Below are 14,324 nucleotides of genomic sequence, written 5' to 3' on the forward strand. Positions count from 1 at the left end.
GGCGGAGAAGCCGACGATCAGCCGGCAGTCACCTCGACAGGGCTGCCGGACTGCTGGCTGACGAGCTGCGAGAGCAGCTCGTAGAGTTCGGTGCCGCTGCGCGTCGCGACCCAGCGCCCGGCATCGTGGCGGAAGTGGAAGCCGCCCGATTTGGCGGCGACCCAGATCTCGCGGGCAGCGGAATGGCGGTTGATGACCATCTTGCTGCCGTTCTCGAATTCGATTTCCAGCACGCCGCCGGGCATGGTCTCGATGTCCAGCTCGGCCCCGCAGGCTTCGAGCGCTGCTTCGATCCGCGCGAGCTCGGCCTCGGCCAGCGCGTTGAACGCCGATTCTTCCATGTTCTCTCCTTCTGTTAGGATTTCCGTTTTTTCGATTGCCGCCACCATGCGATCCATTCCGACCGCCGCCGCACTGTGCTGCGCCGCCCTTGCACTGAGCGGCTGCGGGATCAAGGGGCCGCTCTACCTGCCCCAGGTTCCGCCCGCACCGGCCAAGGCAGCCCCGCCTGCCGCCGTCGATCATAGCAAAGCCCCCACCGCTCCCGCCGACTCCAGATGACTTCCCGATTCCCGATTCCGACCCTGACCGAGGGCAGCAACGGTCTTCAGCTTGAACAGGTCGCGCTGACCACGATCGCTGCGCAATACGGTACGCCTGTCTATGCCTATTCGCGGCGCGCCCTGACCGACGCCTTCGCGGCCTACCGCGAGGTCCTGGCCGGCCGGCGCGGTTTCATATGCTATGCCGTGAAGGCCAATTCGAATCTCGGCGTGCTGTCGGTGTTCGCGCAGCTGGGCGCGGGCTTCGACATCGTCTCGGGCGGCGAACTCGCGCGGGTGCTGGCCGCCGGCGGCGACGCGGGCAAGGTGGTGTTCTCGGGCGTGGGCAAGAGCCGCGACGAGATGCGCCAGGCGCTGAACGCGGGGATCCGCTGCTTCAATGTCGAATCGGAAGCCGAGATCGAGCGCCTGAACGCGGTCGCGGGCGAGCTCGGCAAGGTCGCCCCGATCGCGTTCCGCGTGAATCCGGATGTCGACCCCAAGACCCATCCCTACATCTCGACGGGGCTCAAGAACAACAAGTTCGGCGTCGCGATCGATGCGGCGGCGGACCTGTATCGCCGCGCGGCGAGCCTGCCGCATCTGCGCGTGAGCGGGGTGGCGTGCCATATCGGCTCGCAGCTGCTCGACCCCGCGCCGATCGCGGAAGCCGCCGGCAAGCTGCTCGCGCTCGTCGACCGCCTTGCCGCCGAGGGCATCGAGCTCGATCACATCGACCTGGGGGGCGGCCTCGGGATCCGGTATCGTGACGAGCAGCCGCCGAGCGTTGCGGAGTACCTCGCGCCGCTGCTGAAGCTGTTCGAGGGCCGCAAGGAGGAGCTGAGCTTCGAGCCGGGCCGCTCGCTGGTCGGCAACGCGGGCCTGCTGCTCACGCGCATCGAGTACCTGAAGCCGGGCGAGGAGAAGAATTTCGCGATCGTCGATGCGGCGATGAACGATCTGGCGCGTCCGGCGCTGTACGACGCCTACCACGAGGTGGTCGCGGTGCAGCCGCGCACGCTGGCGGCGAAGACTTACGAGATCGTCGGGCCGATCTGCGAAAGCGGCGACTTCCTCGCGCACGACCGCGAGCTGGCGGTCGAGGCGGGCGATCTGGTCGCGCTGCTGTCGGCCGGGGCCTACGGCATGGCGATGAGCTCGAACTACAACACGCGCCCGCGCGCGGCCGAGGTCATGGTGGATGGCGACCGCATGCACCTGATCCGCCGGCGCGAGACGGTCGAATCGCTCTATGCGCTCGAGTCGCCGTTGAGCTGAGCCCTCGGGTCCACTTTTTTCCCTTCGGCTTGCGCCTCAAGGATCAGGGCGCGGCCGAAGGCCTTCCAGGCCGGTCCGCCGTGCGTGTGTACACCGGTATCGGCGCTCTCCTCCATCACGCGCAACATCAGCACGCCCAGCGCGAAGAGTTCGCCGCGCGCGCGCAGGCGGGCATCCGGGTCGGCAAGCAGGGCCTGCGTGTGGTCGGGACCACCTTGCAGGGCTTCGCGGGCGAGCTTGCGCATGACAACCGGGTTGTCCCAGTCAAGTTTGAGCAGCATCCCGCGCTTGAGGATCTCGCGCTCGAGCTCGCTGGCATCGCGGTCGAAATGCTCGAATCCGCTCATGGCTCAGCGCGCAAGCTCTTCGAGGCAGCGGCGCAGCGCGTCCTGCCACGGCGGCATCACGATGCCGAAGCGTGCGGCGAGGCGATCCGCGGACAGGCGGGAGTTGGCCGGGCGTGCGGCCGGCGTCGGATAGGCCGATGCGGGGATCGGTTCGACGCTCGTGACCTTGAGAGCGAGTTCCGGCAACGCACTGCGGGCGGTGGCGAAGACCGCCTCGGCGAAGCCGTGCCAGTTCGTTTCGCCGGCTGACGTGAGGTTGAAGAGGCCCGATGCGAAGGCACCCTCACGCCGTTCGCGCTGTGCGCCCGCAATGATGTGCGCCGTGGCGTCGGCGATGTTGCGCGCCCAGGTCGGCGCGCCGTGCTGGTCGGCGACGACGCGCAGCGCTTCGCGCTCGGCGCCGAGGCGCAGCATCGTGCGCACGAAGTTGCCGCCGCGCGCGGCGAACACCCAGGTGGTGCGCAGGATCAGGTGGTCGCAGCCGGACGCACGGATCGCCACTTCGCCGGCGAGCTTGCTGCGGCCGTAGGCGTTGACCGGGGCGACGGCGTCGTCCTCCGTGTAGGGGCCGGACTTGGTGCCGTCGAACACGTAGTCGGTCGAGTAGTGGATCAGCAGAGCACCGGCCGCCTTCGCGGCGCGGGCGAGTTCGCCGGGGGCGGTGCCGTTGATCGTGGTCGCGAGCGCTTCCTCGGATTCGGCCTTGTCGACGGCCGTGTACGCGGCGGCATTGACGATGACGTCCGGGGCCTGTTCGGCGATGAGCGCGGCGAGCGTCTCGGGGTGCGACAGGTCGCAGCGGCGACGGTCGAGCGCGACGACTTCGCCGAGCGGCATCAGGGCGCGCGCAAGTTCCCAGCCGACCTGGCCGTTGGCGCCGGTGACGAGCAGTTTCATTCGAATACCTCGCATTGCGCGAGCAGCTTGCCCTCGCGGTCTTTCGCCGACAGTTGCGGCTCGCCCGCGAGCGGCCACTCGACGCCGACCGTCTGGTCGTTCCAGGCGAGGCAGCGCTCGTGTTCGGGCGCGTAGTAGTCGGTGGTCTTGTACAGGAAGTCCGCGGACTCGGACAGCACGACGAAGCCGTGCGCGAAGCCGGGCGGGATCCACACCTGGCGGTGGTTGTCCTCGCTGAGCTCGGTGCCCGTCCAGCGGCCGAAGGTCGGCGAACGGCGGCGCAGGTCGACGGCGACGTCGAACACCGCGCCCCGCACGACGCGCACGAGTTTCCCTTGCGGCTGGCGAATCTGGTAATGCAGGCCGCGCAGCACGCCGCGCGCAGAACGGGAGTGGTTGTCCTGCACGAACGCTGCGTCGAGGCCGGTCGCGTCGCGGAAGGCGCGCGCGTTGAAGCTCTCGAGGAAGAAGCCGCGCGCGTCGCCGAACACTTTGGGTTCGATGATCAGGACGTCGGGGATGGCAGTCGGGATCGCGTGCATCAGAACACCCGCTCTTCGAGAAGGCGCAGCAGGTACTGGCCATAGCCGTTCTTCGCGAGCGGCCGGGCGAGTTCGGTAAGCTGGGCGGCATCGATCCAGCCCGCGCGCCAGGCGATCTCCTCCGGGCAGGCGATCTTCAATCCCTGGCGCTTCTCGATCGTCTGGATGAAGAGGCCGGCTTCGAGCAGGCTTTCGTGCGTGCCGGTGTCGAGCCAGGCGTGGCCGCGGCCCATGACCTGCACGTCGAGCGCGCCGGCCTCGAGGTAGTGGCGATTGACGTCGGTGATCTCGAGTTCGCCGCGCGCGCTGGGCTTGAGGCCGCGGGCGATGTCGACGACGCGTTCGTCGTAGAAATAGAGGCCGGTGACGGCGTAGCGGCTCTTCGGCTTCGCGGGTTTTTCCTCGATGCTGATGGCACGCCCGGCGGCATCGAATTCGACGACGCCGTAGCGCTCCGGGTCATTCACCGGATAGGCGAAGACGGTCGCGCCGTGCGCGCGCTGGCCCGCCTGGCGCAGATCGTCGGCGATCTCGTGGCCGTAGAACAGGTTGTCGCCGAGCACGAGCGCCGAGGGGCCGCCGGCGATGAAGTCCTCGCCGATCAGGAAGGCTTGCGCGAGGCCGTCCGGGCTGGGCTGCACCGCATATTGCAGGCGCAGGCCCCAGCGACGGCCGTCGCCGAGCAGCTGCTCGAAGCGCGGCGTGTCCTGCGGCGTGGAGATGATGAGGATGTCGCGGATGCCCGCGAGCATCAGGGTGCTGAGCGGGTAGTAGATCATCGGCTTGTCGTACACCGGCAGCAGCTGCTTCGACACGGCCAGCGTCGCCGGGTGCAGGCGGGTGCCGGAGCCGCCGGCGAGGATGATGCCCTTGCGTGCGCTCATGTTCAGCGTTCTCCGTAGTTGCGCACGACCCATTCCCGGTACGCGCCGCTCTGCACGTGCGCGACCCAGTCCTGGTTCGCGAGGTACCACGCGACGGTCTTGCGGATGCCGGTCTCGAAGGTCTCGGCCGGGCGCCAGCCGAGCTCGCGCTCGATCTTGCGCGCGTCGATCGCGTAGCGGCGGTCGTGGCCGGGGCGGTCGGCGACGTAGGTGATGAGGCGCGCGTGCGGGCCGGCGGGGTCGGGGCGTAGTTCGTCGAGCAGTGCGCAGACGGTGTGCACGATCTCGAGGTTGGGCATCTCGTTCCAGCCGCCGACGTTGTAGGTCTCGCCGAGGCGGCCGTGTGCGAGGACTTCGCGGATCGCAGCGCAGTGGTCGCCGACGTACAGCCAGTCGCGCACGTTGCGGCCGTCGCCATACACGGGCAGGGGCTTGCCGGCGAGCGCGTTGGCGATCATCAGCGGGATGAGCTTTTCGGGGAACTGGTAGGGGCCGTAGTTGTTCGAGCAGTTGGTCGTGAGCACCGGCAGGCCGTAGGTGTGGTACCAGGCGCGCACGAGGTGGTCGGAGGCGGCCTTGCTCGCGGAGTACGGGCTGTTGGGCTCGTAGGCCTTGGTCTCGGCGAAGGGCGGGTCGTCCGGGGCGAGCGAGCCGTAAACCTCGTCGGTGGAGACATGCAGGAAGCGGAAGTCGGCCTTCTCGGCGCCGTCGAGCGCGGACCAGTACGCGCGGGCGGCTTCGAGCAGCGTGAACGTGCCTTCGACGTTGGTCCGGACGAAGGCCGCGGGGCCGTGGATCGAGCGGTCGACGTGGCTTTCGGCGGCGAAATGGACGATCGCGCGCGGCCGCTGTGCGGCGAGCAAGCGGTCGATGAGCGCGCGGTCGCAGATGTCTCCCTGCACGAAGACGTGGCGGGAGTCATCCCGCAGCGCGGCGAGGTTCTCGAGGTTGCCCGCGTAAGTCAGCGCATCGAGGTTGAGCACCGGCTCGTCGCCGGCGCGCAGCCAGTCGAGCACGAAATTGGCGCCGATGAAGCCTGCACCGCCCGTCACCAAAATCATCAAACCACCTTCAGCGGGATTTGCCCTGCACGGCAGGGCGTAAAATGCCGATCCGATCGGGATCGCGAAACGTGAAATTGTATCGCGCCCGGATAACGCCGCGCGATCGGCCCGAGGAATGCATGTTGCAGGATATTGACGACCATCTCATGACGGCAGGCCGCCTGGTGCGCGTCTGCGCGGGCCTGTTGCTCGCCGTGCTGTTCGGCGCCGCGAGCGCCAGCGGGCTCCCGGCGCCGGTACAGCAGGCGCTCGACGCCGCACACGTGCCCGCCGACGGCGTCGCCGTGTGGGTGCAGGCGGTCGACGCCCCGAAGCCGCAGTTGCAGCGCAATGGCGAGCGGCCGATGAACCCCGCGTCGGTGATGAAGATCGTCACCGCCTTCGCCGCGCTGGATCGGCTCGGGCCGGCCTTCACCTGGACGACGCGGGTGGCGAGCGACGGACCGGTCGCGGCGGGCGTGCTGGACGGCAACCTGTACCTGACGGGCGGTGCCGACCCGATGCTGAACCACGAGCGGCTGGAGCGGCTGCTGCGCCAGGTCCGCGCGCTGGGCATCACGACGGTGCGCGGCGACATCGTGCTCGACGGCTCGGCGCTCGCGCTGCCGCCACACGATCCGGCGGCCTTCGACGGGCGGGCGCTGCGGCCCTACAACAGCGGCGCCTACGGGCTGCTGATGCACTTCAACACCCTGCAGCTGCGCCTCGTGCCGGCCGCGGAAGGCCAGCTGGTGGGGCTCGCGCCTTATCCCAGCCTGACCGGGGTCGACATCGACAACCGCATCCGGACCGCGCCGGGCCCCTGCGGCGTGTGGTACGGGAACCTCGATGCGGCGCTGGAAGCCGGCCCGGCGGGGTCACGCCTGGTGCTGTCGGGCAGCATGCCGGCGAGCTGCGGGCAGCGCGACTGGGCGACGGCGCCACTGTCGCCCGAAGCCTTCGGGCGGGCGCTGATCTCGGCGCTGTGGGCAGAACTGGGCGGCACGGTCGAAGGCACGGTGCGCAGCGGCGTGACGCCGGGCAGCGCGGTGACGCTCGTCACGGAGACTTCGCCGCCGCTCGCCGACGTGGTGCGCGAGATGAACAAGTGGTCGAGCAACGTGATCGCGCGCCAGTTGCTCGCGACGCTGGGCCGCGAAAGCGGTGCGAACCTGGACATGGTCGCGGGCGGTGCGGCGGCCGTGCAGGCGCAGCTCGCCGCCGATGGAATCGCGACGGCGGGCCTCGTGATCGAGAACGGCTCGGGCCTGTCGCGCATCGAGCGGGTGAGCGCGCGCGCGCTCGCGGAGATCCTGCTCGCGGCGTGGCAGCGGCCCTTCATGCCGGAGTTCATGGCGGCGCTGCCGATCGCCGGCGAGGACGGCACGGCGCGCGGGCGGCTGAACGACAGCCCGGCGCGCGGCTACGCCCACATCAAGACGGGCTCGATCAACGGCGTGAAGTCCTTCGCCGGCTATGTGCTGGATCGTAACGGCCGGCGCCATGCGGTCGTGATGATCGTGAACCACGCCGAGGCCGGCGCGAGCCAGGCCGCGCAGGACGCGCTGCTGGAATGGGTGTGGGCCACCGGCGGCGCCCCGGAGAAGTGACGGGCGCCGCGGCGGTGCGTCAGGCTTCCGGCATCGGCATGACGCTGCGGTCGAGCAGGTTGAGCCAGCCGCGGATCACGCGGTAGATGATCCACAGGGTCGCACCGCCGATCAGCACAAGGGCGAAGGGGATGCCGATGAGGGTGAAAACCATCCCGGCGGCGACGAGGATCCACAGCAGCGCGAACCAGAAGGTGCGGATCTGCCAGCGGAAGTGGCTTTCCAGCCAGGTGCCGCGCACGGCGCTGCGCTTCATGTAGTTGAGCACCACGGCGAGGATCGACGGCAGGCTCGCAACGAAGCTGCCGATGACCGTCGCGGAGCCGACAATGCCGGAGATGACGGCGAAGGCGTGGAGCGCGTAGATGACGTGCGCGAGGGTGACGAGGCCGTCGAGGTCGGCGGGAACGCTGTCGCTGCGGTAGTCGGGCATGGCTCGCTCCGTGGTGATCGGGGTGTCGGGTGACGCTTACAGGCCGAGGTCGGCCCACAGCTCGTCGACGCGCTGCTTGACGGCGGCATCCATCACGATCGGGCGCCCCCATTCGCGGTTCGTCTCGCCCGGCCACTTGTTGGTCGCATCCAGCCCCATCTTGCTGCCGAGGCTCGCGACCGGGCTGGCGAAGTCGAGGTAGTCGATCGGCGTGTTGTCGACCATCACGGTGTCGCGCGTGGCGTCGACGCGCGTCGTCATCGCCCAGATCACTTCCTTCCAGTCGCGGATGTTCACGTCATCATCGACGACGATGATGAACTTCGTGTACATGAACTGGCGCAGGAAGCTCCAGATGCCGAACATCACGCGCTTGGCGTGACCGGGGTACTGCTTGCGGATGCTGACGACGGCAAGCCGGTAGGAGCAGCCTTCGGGCGGCAGGTAGAAGTCGATGATCTCGGGGAACTGCTTCTGCAGCAGCGGCACGAAGACTTCGTTGAGCGCGACGCCGAGCATCGCCGGTTCGTCGGGCGGCTTGCCGGTGTAGGTCGAGTGGTAGATCGGGTCGCGGCGCATCGTGATGCGCTCGATCGTGAAGACGGGAAAGTCCGAGACTTCGTTGTAGTAGCCGGTGTGGTCGCCGTAGGGGCCTTCGGGCGCCATGTCGTCTGGGTGGATCACGCCTTCGAGCACGATCTCGGCGGAGGCCGGCACCTGCAGGTCGGAGCCGAGGCATTGCACGAGCTCGGTCTTGGCGCCGCGCAGCAGGCCCGCGAACTGGTATTCGGACAGCGTGTCGGGCACCGGCGTGACGGCGCCGAGGATGGTCGCGGGGTCGCAGCCGAGCACGACCGCGACCTTGAAGGGCTCACCGGGGTGTGCGAGCTGGTGCTCACGGAAGTCCAGCGCGCCGCCGCGGTGGGCGAGCCAGCGCATGATGACGCGGTTGGGGCCGAGTACCTGCTGGCGGTAGATACCGAGGTTCTGGCGCTTCTTGCCGGGGCCGCGCGTGACGACCAGGCCCCAGGTGATCAGCGGCGCGACATCGCCGGGCCAGCAGTGCTGGATCGGCAGCTTCGCGAGGTCGACGTCCTTGCCTTCCCACACGACTTCCTGGCAGGGCGCGGAGCGCACCTCCTTGGGCGACATGTTGAGCACCTGGCGGAAGGCCGGGAACTTCTCCCACGCGTCCTTGAGCCCCCGGGGCGGCTCGGGCTCCTTGAGGAACGCGAGGAGCTTGCCGACTTCGCGCAGCGGCGTCTGCCAGTCGCCGTCGGTGAGTTCCTCGCCCATGCCCAGCGCAACCCGCTCGGGCGTGCCGAAGAGGTTCGCGAGCACCGGCATCGATTGCGGTACGCCGCGGGTGACGGGTTTTTCGAACAGCAGCGCGGGACCGCCGGCGCGCAGCACGCGATCGGCGATCTCGGTCATCTCGAGGTGGGTATCGACGGGAATGCTGATGCGCTTGAGCTCGCCGCGCTGTTCGAGCTGGGCGATGAAGTCGCGGAGGTCGTGGTAACGCATGAAGGGGTCTGGCTGGCTCAGCGGTGGGCGTTGATCGCGTCGCGCGTCTCGAGGGCGACGCGGCGCGCGGCTTCGGCGTAGTCCTCGCCGCTGCCGGCGTAAAGGATCGCGCGCGAGGAATTGATCATCAGGCCGGTGCCGTTCGCGGTGCGCCCCGCCTGCATCGTCGCGGCGATGTCGCCGCCCTGGGCACCGATGCCGGGCACCAGCAGCGGCATGTCGCCGGTGAGTTCGCGCACGCGGGCGATCTCGTTCGGGAAGGTCGCGCCGACGACGAGGCCGAGGTTGCCGCTCGCGTTCCACTCGTTCGCGACGAGGCGCGCGACGCGCTCGAACAGGCGCTCGCCGCCGCCGACGTCGAGGAACTGCAGGTCGCTGCCGCCGGGGTTCGAGGTGCGGCACAGCAGGATCACGCCCTTGTCGGCGTATTCCAGGTACGGCTCGACGGAGTCGCGGCCCATGTAGGGATTGACGGTGATCGCGTCGGCGCGGAAGCGCTCGAAGGCTTCCGCCGCATACTGGCTCGCGGTGCTGCCGATGTCGCCGCGCTTGGCGTCGAGGATCACCGGGATGTCGGGGTGGCGCGTGTGGATGTGGTCGATCAGCGCCTCGAGCTGGTCCTCGGCGCGCTGGGCGGCGAAGTAGGCGATCTGCGGCTTGAAGCTGCACACGAGGTCGGCGGTGGCGTCGACGATGCCCTTGCAGAATTCGAGGATCGCGTCGGGGCGGCCCTGCAGGTGGGCAGGGAAGCGCGCGGGATCGGGGTCGAGGCCGACGCACAGCAGGCTGTTGCGGCGCTGCCAGGCGGCCCGGAGGGCGGTCATGAAATGCATGGAGGCGTCCAGTTTGGTTCGGGGCGAATGATAAGCCGGATGACGCGCGTGCGCGCCCTCCCCCGCCACCTCCCCGCACAAAAACAACGGGCCGCACGATGGCGGCCCGCTGCGCCGTGATCGATGCGACTACATGATCTTGAGGATCTTCATGGCTTTCCCGAGCGTATCGACGGATTCCTGATGCTTGCCGGCCTTGTGCAGGGCCTCGCCGTCGGCACGCAGCTTCTTCACCTCGGCCATCTGCTCGGCAGACAAGGCGGGGCTCTTCGCCATCGCGTCATCGATCTTCTTCATGTCCGCGGGACAATGCATCGCGAACGCGCTGCCGGACAAAGCCATCACGAACAGGCCTGAAATAAGGCTTTTTTTCATCTTGGTCTCCTAGGGGAATATGCCGCGGTTGACCCGCGTGTTACTTCGACCGCATCGGACCCGGTCGGTTCACCCTAGCTCAGACGGCGGGAAACACAATGTAATCACCGACGATACCGGCGAAGATGCTCGCCCCGACCCAGTTGTTGTGCAGGAAGGCCTTGAAGCAGGGGGCGCGCTCGCGCCCGCGGATCAGCGTGTAGTGGTAGCCGGCGATGCCGCAGGCCCCCAACAGGCCGGCGAAGTAGAACGCGCCCCGCCCTGCGGCGAAGCCGACGGCGGCGAACAGCGTGAACGCGATCGCATAGCACAGCATCACGGCGGCGACGTCGAAGCGGCCGAAGGTGATCGCGGAGGTCTTGATGCCGATCTTGAGGTCGTCGGGGCGGTCCACCATCGCATATTCGGTGTCGTAGGCGACAGTCCAGAAGATGTTGCCGAGGAGCAACCACCAGGCGATTGCGGGCACCTCGCCCTGCACCGCGGCGAACCCCATCGGAATGCCGAAGCCGAACGCGATGCCAAGGTAGGCCTGCGGGATCGCGAAGAAGCGCTTCATGAACGGATAGCTGGCGGCTAGGAAGAGTGCCGGCAGCGACAGCCACAGGACGATCGGCCGTAGTGGCAGGATCAGCAGGAAGGAGACGAGCGAGAGGGCGGTCGCGAGCAGCAGTGCCTCGCGGGTGCCGATGGCGCGCGTGGCGAGCGGGCGGTTCTTCGTGCGCTCGACGTGGCCGTCGAAGTCGCGGTCGGCGTAATCGTTGATGACGCAGCCGGCCGAGCGCATCAGCACCGTGCCCAACGTGAAGATCGCGATCAGGTGCAGCGGCGGGAAGCCGTCGGCGGCGAGCCACAGCGCCCACAGCGTCGGCCACATGAGCAGCAGGATGCCGATCGGCTTGTCGAGGCGCATCAGCCGCAGGTAGATGGGCAGGCGGGCGGACAGGGGGAGCGGCGCAGACATCATTCGGGCAGGTCCAGGATCGTGGGCAGGAAGGCCTCGCTGACGAGCAGCGCGCGGCCATGCAGGCGGAACAGCGAACGACGCGCCCACACGCGGGGCGGCATCGCCATCGGTGCGACCGCGGCAGACGCGAGATGATAGCGCGCGTCGCGGCGGTCGAGACAGGCGCAGGTGAGCGCGCGGCGGCTGATCGCCGGGTCGGCGAAGAGCGCCGCGCCGAGCGGCCGCGCGCCCATGCCGTGGAACAGGTTCCACGCGCCGCGCACGTTCGCGCGCGGCAGCAGCGAGCGCGCGAACACGACCGGCACGCCGTCGGCGATCAGCAGGACTTCGCGCAACCATGCGACTTCGCCGCGGCGCAGGCCGAGCAGCGTCGCTTCGTCGCGGTGCGGCACGGCGAGGCGCTGGCGCAGCACGCGCACCGCGAAGGTGCCGCAACGGGCGCGGATGCGCGCGGTGAGCGAGTCCGGGTCGGTGAGCCAGGGGCGCAGCGTGCGGAAGACGGTCGCGCGCGGCGGGCGCTTCAGCCAGGTTTCTTTGTGGGGACGGGTGCGCATGGAACGCGCATGATACCGGTCGCGCAACGACTGCCCAAACCGGGTCGCGCGGCGCTCACGCGCGCAGCAGGCCCTCGCGACCGCCGAGCCAGCGCTCCATCAGCTGCGTCGCGACGCCCGGCGCCTCATGCAGCAGGCGTTCGGCGAGCGTGCGCGCCGGCTCCAGGAGATCGGCGTCGCCCTCCAGATCGGCGTAGCGCAGCAGCGGCACCCCGCTCTGGCGTGCACCGACGAACTCGCCCGGACCGCGGATGCGCAGGTCCTCGCGCGCGATCGCGAAGCCGTCGCTGTGCTCGTAGATCACCTTCAGGCGCGCGCGGCCCGTCTCCGACAGCGGGTGGGCGTAGATGAGGATGCAGGCGGATTCCTTCGTGCCGCGCCCGACGCGCCCGCGCAGCTGGTGCAGCTGGGCGAGGCCGAAGCGCTCGGCATGCTCGATCACCATCAGGCTCGCGTTGGGGACGTCGACGCCGACCTCGATCACCGTCGTCGCGACCAGCAGGTGGATGTCGCCGGCGGCGAAGGCCGCCATCGTCGCGGACTTCTCGTCGGACTTCATGCGCCCATGCACGAGGCCGATCTTCAATTCCGGCAGCGCCGCGCCGAGCGACTCGAAAGTCTCGACCGCGGTCTTCAGCTGCAGCGCCTCGGATTCCTCGATCAGCGGGCATACCCAGTAGGCTTGCGCCCCGCCGAGGCAGGCATCGCGCACGCGCGCGACGACCTGGTCGCGGCGCGATTCGGCGACGAGCTTGGTGAGAATGGGCGAGCGCCCGGGCGGCAGTTCGTCGAGCACGGTGACGTCGAGGTCGGCGTAGTAGCTCATCGCCAGCGTGCGCGGGATCGGCGTCGCCGACATCATCAGCATGTGCGGGTGCAGCGCGTCGGCGCCCTTCTCGCGCAATGCGAGGCGCTGGCGCACGCCGAAGCGGTGCTGTTCGTCGACGATCGCGAGGCCCAGGCGCGGCAGCGTCACCGGATCCTCGATCAGCGCATGCGTGCCGACTGCGAGCAGCACGTCGCCGCTCGCGAGGCGCGCGAGTTCGGCCTCGCGCTCCTTCTTCCGCCGACTCCCCGACAGCCACGCAATGCCGACACCGAGCGGCTCCAGCCACGCGGCGAGCTTCTTCCAGTGCTGCTCGGCGAGGATCTCGGTCGGCGCCATCAGCACCGACTGGAAGCCGTTTTCGGCCGCCTGCAGCATCGCGAGCGCGGCGACGATGGTCTTGCCGCTGCCGACGTCGCCCTGCAGCAGGCGCTGCATCGGGTGCGGCGCCGCGAGGTCGCCGCCGATCTGCGCGACCGCGCGCGCCTGCGCGCCGGTGAGGTCGAACGGCAGTTGCGCGCGCAGCGCGCCGGTGAGCGTGCCGTCATCGCGCAGGAGGGGTGCGCGGCGCGTGCGGCGGGCGTTGTAGGCGCGGCGCAGCGACAGCTGCTGGACCAGCAGCTCCTCGAACTTGATGCGCTGCCACGCGGGATGCGCGCGGTCTTCCAGCGCGTACGGATCGATGTCGGGCGGCGGCTGATGCAGCGTGCGCAGCGCGTCGGCGAAAGGGGGCAGTTGCAGACCGCCGGGCAGGGGCGCGGGCAGCAGTTCGGCCGGCGGCGGGCGCTGCAGTTCGCGCCCGATGAGCTTGCGCAGCGCCGACTGCGCGAGCCCCGCGGTGGTCGGGTAGACGGGCGTGAGCGCCTGCGGCAGCGGCTCGCCAGCCTCGATCGGGTGCACGCGCGGGTGCACCATCTCGTTGCCGAAGAAGCCGCCGCGCACTTCGCCGAACACGCGTACGCGGCGGCCCGGCGCGAGCTGTTTCTGCTGCGACGGGTAGAAATTGAGCCAGCGCGCGGTGAGTGTGCCGCTCGCGTCGCGGATCTGCGCGACCAGCTGGCGGCGCGGGCGCAGCACGACTTCGCAGGACACGATGTCGCCTTCGACCTGAACCGGCGCGCCGGCCCGCGCCGCGGCGATCGGCGTCAGGCGGGTTTCGTCCTCGTAGCGCAGCGGCAGGTGCAGGACGAGGTCCTGCGGCCGGCGGATGTCGAGCTTCGCCAGCCGGCCTGCGAGTTGCGGGCCGATCCCGGCCCAGCCTGGCGTGTCCTTAGCCAAGCACCAGGATGGCGTCGGCCTCGACCACGCCGCCCTTGGGCAGTTCCTTCACGCCGACGGCGGCGCGCGCCGGGAAGGGCTCGGCGAAGTAACGCGCCATCACTTCATTCACCTTCGCGAAGTTCGCGAGATCGGTGAGGTAGATCGTCACGCGCACGGCGTCGGCGAGCGAGCCGCCGGCCGCTTCGGCAACCGCCTTGAGGTTCTCGAACACGCGCACGGTCTGCGCCTCGAAGCCTTCGACCATCTGCATCGTCGCGGGGTCGAGGCCGATCTGGCCGGAGATGTAGACGGTGTCGCCGACCTTAACGGCCTGCGAGTAGGTGCCGATGGCGGCGGGAGCGTTGGGGGTCGAGATGATGCTTCGGCTCATTGTGAAACTCCTTTT

17 protein-coding genes are annotated in these 14,324 nt (G+C 69.3%); 3 read left to right on the forward strand and 14 right to left on the reverse strand.

Annotation, left to right across the window (positions count from 1 at the left end):
- Positions 1-17: 17 nt before the first annotated feature.
- A complete protein-coding gene (cyaY, locus tag GPA22_RS05290) occupies positions 18-341 on the reverse strand; it encodes an iron donor protein CyaY (RefSeq protein WP_169255052.1) in 324 nt (107 codons plus the stop codon).
- Between the two features lie 46 nt (positions 342-387).
- Between cyaY and lptM the strand changes: the two genes are divergently transcribed.
- Together lptM and lysA are read left to right on the forward strand one after the other, a co-directional pair.
- Positions 388-561, forward strand: coding sequence for an LPS translocon maturation chaperone LptM (lptM, locus tag GPA22_RS05295; protein WP_169255108.1), 174 nt, complete (start codon positions 388-390; stop codon positions 559-561).
- Complete coding sequence (gene lysA, locus GPA22_RS05300) at positions 558-1,820, forward strand: diaminopimelate decarboxylase (RefSeq protein WP_169255053.1); 1,263 nt, start codon at positions 558-560, stop codon at positions 1,818-1,820. Before lptM ends, lysA begins: the two co-directional genes overlap by 4 nt.
- Here lysA and GPA22_RS05305 read toward each other — a convergent pair.
- From GPA22_RS05305 to rfbB, 5 genes are read right to left on the reverse strand one after another with little or no spacing between them, the layout of a single operon-like run.
- Entirely contained in the window at positions 1,793-2,167 is a 375-nt protein-coding gene (locus tag GPA22_RS05305) for a hypothetical protein (protein ID WP_169255054.1), read from the reverse strand. The genes lysA and GPA22_RS05305 overlap by 28 nt on opposite strands.
- A gap of 3 nt (positions 2,168-2,170) precedes the next feature.
- Entirely contained in the window at positions 2,171-3,064 is an 894-nt protein-coding gene (rfbD, locus tag GPA22_RS05310; RefSeq protein ID WP_169255055.1) for a dTDP-4-dehydrorhamnose reductase, read from the reverse strand.
- Positions 3,061-3,606: a dTDP-4-dehydrorhamnose 3,5-epimerase gene (gene rfbC, locus GPA22_RS05315; RefSeq protein WP_169255056.1), complete on the reverse strand. Its 546-nt coding sequence runs from the start codon at positions 3,604-3,606 to the stop codon at positions 3,061-3,063. The genes rfbD and rfbC overlap by 4 nt, the downstream gene beginning before the upstream one ends.
- A complete protein-coding gene (rfbA, locus tag GPA22_RS05320; protein ID WP_169255057.1) occupies positions 3,606-4,490 on the reverse strand; it encodes a glucose-1-phosphate thymidylyltransferase RfbA in 885 nt (294 codons plus the stop codon). Before rfbA ends, rfbC begins: the two co-directional genes overlap by 1 nt.
- A 2-nt stretch (positions 4,491-4,492) precedes the next feature.
- Positions 4,493-5,551 carry a dTDP-glucose 4,6-dehydratase gene (gene rfbB / locus GPA22_RS05325; protein WP_169255058.1) on the reverse strand — a complete coding sequence of 353 codons (1,059 nt, stop codon included), beginning with the start codon at positions 5,549-5,551 and terminating at the stop codon, positions 4,493-4,495.
- A gap of 122 nt (positions 5,552-5,673) precedes the next feature.
- Here rfbB and dacB point away from each other — a divergent pair, with 122 nt between their 5' ends.
- Positions 5,674-7,143, forward strand: a complete 1,470-nt coding sequence (dacB, locus tag GPA22_RS05330) for a D-alanyl-D-alanine carboxypeptidase/D-alanyl-D-alanine endopeptidase (protein ID WP_246264093.1) — start codon at positions 5,674-5,676, stop codon at positions 7,141-7,143.
- Between the two features lie 19 nt (positions 7,144-7,162).
- Here dacB and GPA22_RS05335 read toward each other — a convergent pair whose 3' ends face one another.
- The 8 genes from GPA22_RS05335 to GPA22_RS05370 form a co-directional block, all read right to left on the reverse strand.
- Entirely contained in the window at positions 7,163-7,576 is a 414-nt protein-coding gene (locus GPA22_RS05335) for a DUF4870 family protein (RefSeq protein ID WP_169255059.1), read from the reverse strand.
- Positions 7,577-7,612: 36 nt separating this feature from the next.
- Positions 7,613-9,103 carry a 4-hydroxy-3-polyprenylbenzoate decarboxylase gene (gene ubiD / locus GPA22_RS05340; protein WP_169255060.1) on the reverse strand — a complete coding sequence of 497 codons (1,491 nt, stop codon included), beginning with the start codon at positions 9,101-9,103 and terminating at the stop codon, positions 7,613-7,615.
- 17 nt (positions 9,104-9,120) lie between these two features.
- A complete protein-coding gene (pyrF, locus tag GPA22_RS05345) occupies positions 9,121-9,936 on the reverse strand; it encodes an orotidine-5'-phosphate decarboxylase (protein ID WP_169255061.1) in 816 nt (271 codons plus the stop codon).
- A gap of 129 nt (positions 9,937-10,065) precedes the next feature.
- Entirely contained in the window at positions 10,066-10,311 is a 246-nt protein-coding gene (locus tag GPA22_RS05350; RefSeq protein ID WP_211168946.1) for a hypothetical protein, read from the reverse strand.
- A 79-nt stretch (positions 10,312-10,390) separates the two neighbouring features.
- Positions 10,391-11,278 carry a 4-hydroxybenzoate octaprenyltransferase gene (ubiA, locus tag GPA22_RS05355; RefSeq protein WP_425483947.1) on the reverse strand — a complete coding sequence of 296 codons (888 nt, stop codon included), beginning with the start codon at positions 11,276-11,278 and terminating at the stop codon, positions 10,391-10,393.
- Entirely contained in the window at positions 11,275-11,832 is a 558-nt protein-coding gene (locus tag GPA22_RS05360; protein WP_169255062.1) for a chorismate--pyruvate lyase family protein, read from the reverse strand. Before GPA22_RS05360 ends, ubiA begins: the two co-directional genes overlap by 4 nt.
- Positions 11,833-11,887: 55 nt before the next feature.
- Positions 11,888-13,936, reverse strand: coding sequence for an ATP-dependent DNA helicase RecG (gene recG / locus GPA22_RS05365; RefSeq protein ID WP_169255063.1), 2,049 nt, complete (start codon positions 13,934-13,936; stop codon positions 11,888-11,890).
- Positions 13,929-14,309 carry a RidA family protein gene (locus GPA22_RS05370; RefSeq protein WP_121430331.1) on the reverse strand — a complete coding sequence of 127 codons (381 nt, stop codon included), beginning with the start codon at positions 14,307-14,309 and terminating at the stop codon, positions 13,929-13,931. Before GPA22_RS05370 ends, recG begins: the two co-directional genes overlap by 8 nt.
- Between the last annotated feature and the right edge of the window lie 15 nt (positions 14,310-14,324).

Origin of the sequence: Aromatoleum toluvorans, assembly GCF_012910905.1 — a bacterium.
In the GTDB taxonomy this organism is placed as follows: Bacteria; Pseudomonadota; Gammaproteobacteria; order Burkholderiales; family Rhodocyclaceae; genus Aromatoleum; species Aromatoleum toluvorans.

What these genes read in the sequence shown, in the direction of transcription:
- GPA22_RS05350 (WP_211168946.1), bottom strand. Translation starts at nt 10,311, where the DNA reads ATGAAAAAAAGCCTTATTTCAGGCCTGTTCGTGATGGCTTTGTCCGGC.
- rfbD (WP_169255055.1), bottom strand. Translation starts at nt 3,064, where the DNA reads ATGAAACTGCTCGTCACCGGCGCCAACGGCCAGGTCGGCTGGGAACTT.
- rfbB (WP_169255058.1), bottom strand. Translation starts at nt 5,551, where the DNA reads ATGATTTTGGTGACGGGCGGTGCAGGCTTCATCGGCGCCAATTTCGTG.
- cyaY (WP_169255052.1), bottom strand. Translation starts at nt 341, where the DNA reads ATGGAAGAATCGGCGTTCAACGCGCTGGCCGAGGCCGAGCTCGCGCGG.
- ubiD (WP_169255060.1), bottom strand. Translation starts at nt 9,103, where the DNA reads ATGCGTTACCACGACCTCCGCGACTTCATCGCCCAGCTCGAACAGCGC.
- rfbA (WP_169255057.1), bottom strand. Translation starts at nt 4,490, where the DNA reads ATGAGCGCACGCAAGGGCATCATCCTCGCCGGCGGCTCCGGCACCCGC.
- pyrF (WP_169255061.1), bottom strand. Translation starts at nt 9,936, where the DNA reads ATGCATTTCATGACCGCCCTCCGGGCCGCCTGGCAGCGCCGCAACAGC.
- GPA22_RS05360 (WP_169255062.1), bottom strand. Translation starts at nt 11,832, where the DNA reads ATGCGCACCCGTCCCCACAAAGAAACCTGGCTGAAGCGCCCGCCGCGC.
- dacB (WP_246264093.1), top strand. Translation starts at nt 5,674, where the DNA reads ATGTTGCAGGATATTGACGACCATCTCATGACGGCAGGCCGCCTGGTG.
- GPA22_RS05305 (WP_169255054.1), bottom strand. Translation starts at nt 2,167, where the DNA reads ATGAGCGGATTCGAGCATTTCGACCGCGATGCCAGCGAGCTCGAGCGC.
- GPA22_RS05335 (WP_169255059.1), bottom strand. Translation starts at nt 7,576, where the DNA reads ATGCCCGACTACCGCAGCGACAGCGTTCCCGCCGACCTCGACGGCCTC.
- ubiA (WP_425483947.1), bottom strand. Translation starts at nt 11,278, where the DNA reads ATGATGTCTGCGCCGCTCCCCCTGTCCGCCCGCCTGCCCATCTACCTG.
- GPA22_RS05370 (WP_121430331.1), bottom strand. Translation starts at nt 14,309, where the DNA reads ATGAGCCGAAGCATCATCTCGACCCCCAACGCTCCCGCCGCCATCGGC.
- lptM (WP_169255108.1), top strand. Translation starts at nt 388, where the DNA reads ATGCGATCCATTCCGACCGCCGCCGCACTGTGCTGCGCCGCCCTTGCA.
- lysA (WP_169255053.1), top strand. Translation starts at nt 558, where the DNA reads ATGACTTCCCGATTCCCGATTCCGACCCTGACCGAGGGCAGCAACGGT.
- rfbC (WP_169255056.1), bottom strand. Translation starts at nt 3,606, where the DNA reads ATGCACGCGATCCCGACTGCCATCCCCGACGTCCTGATCATCGAACCC.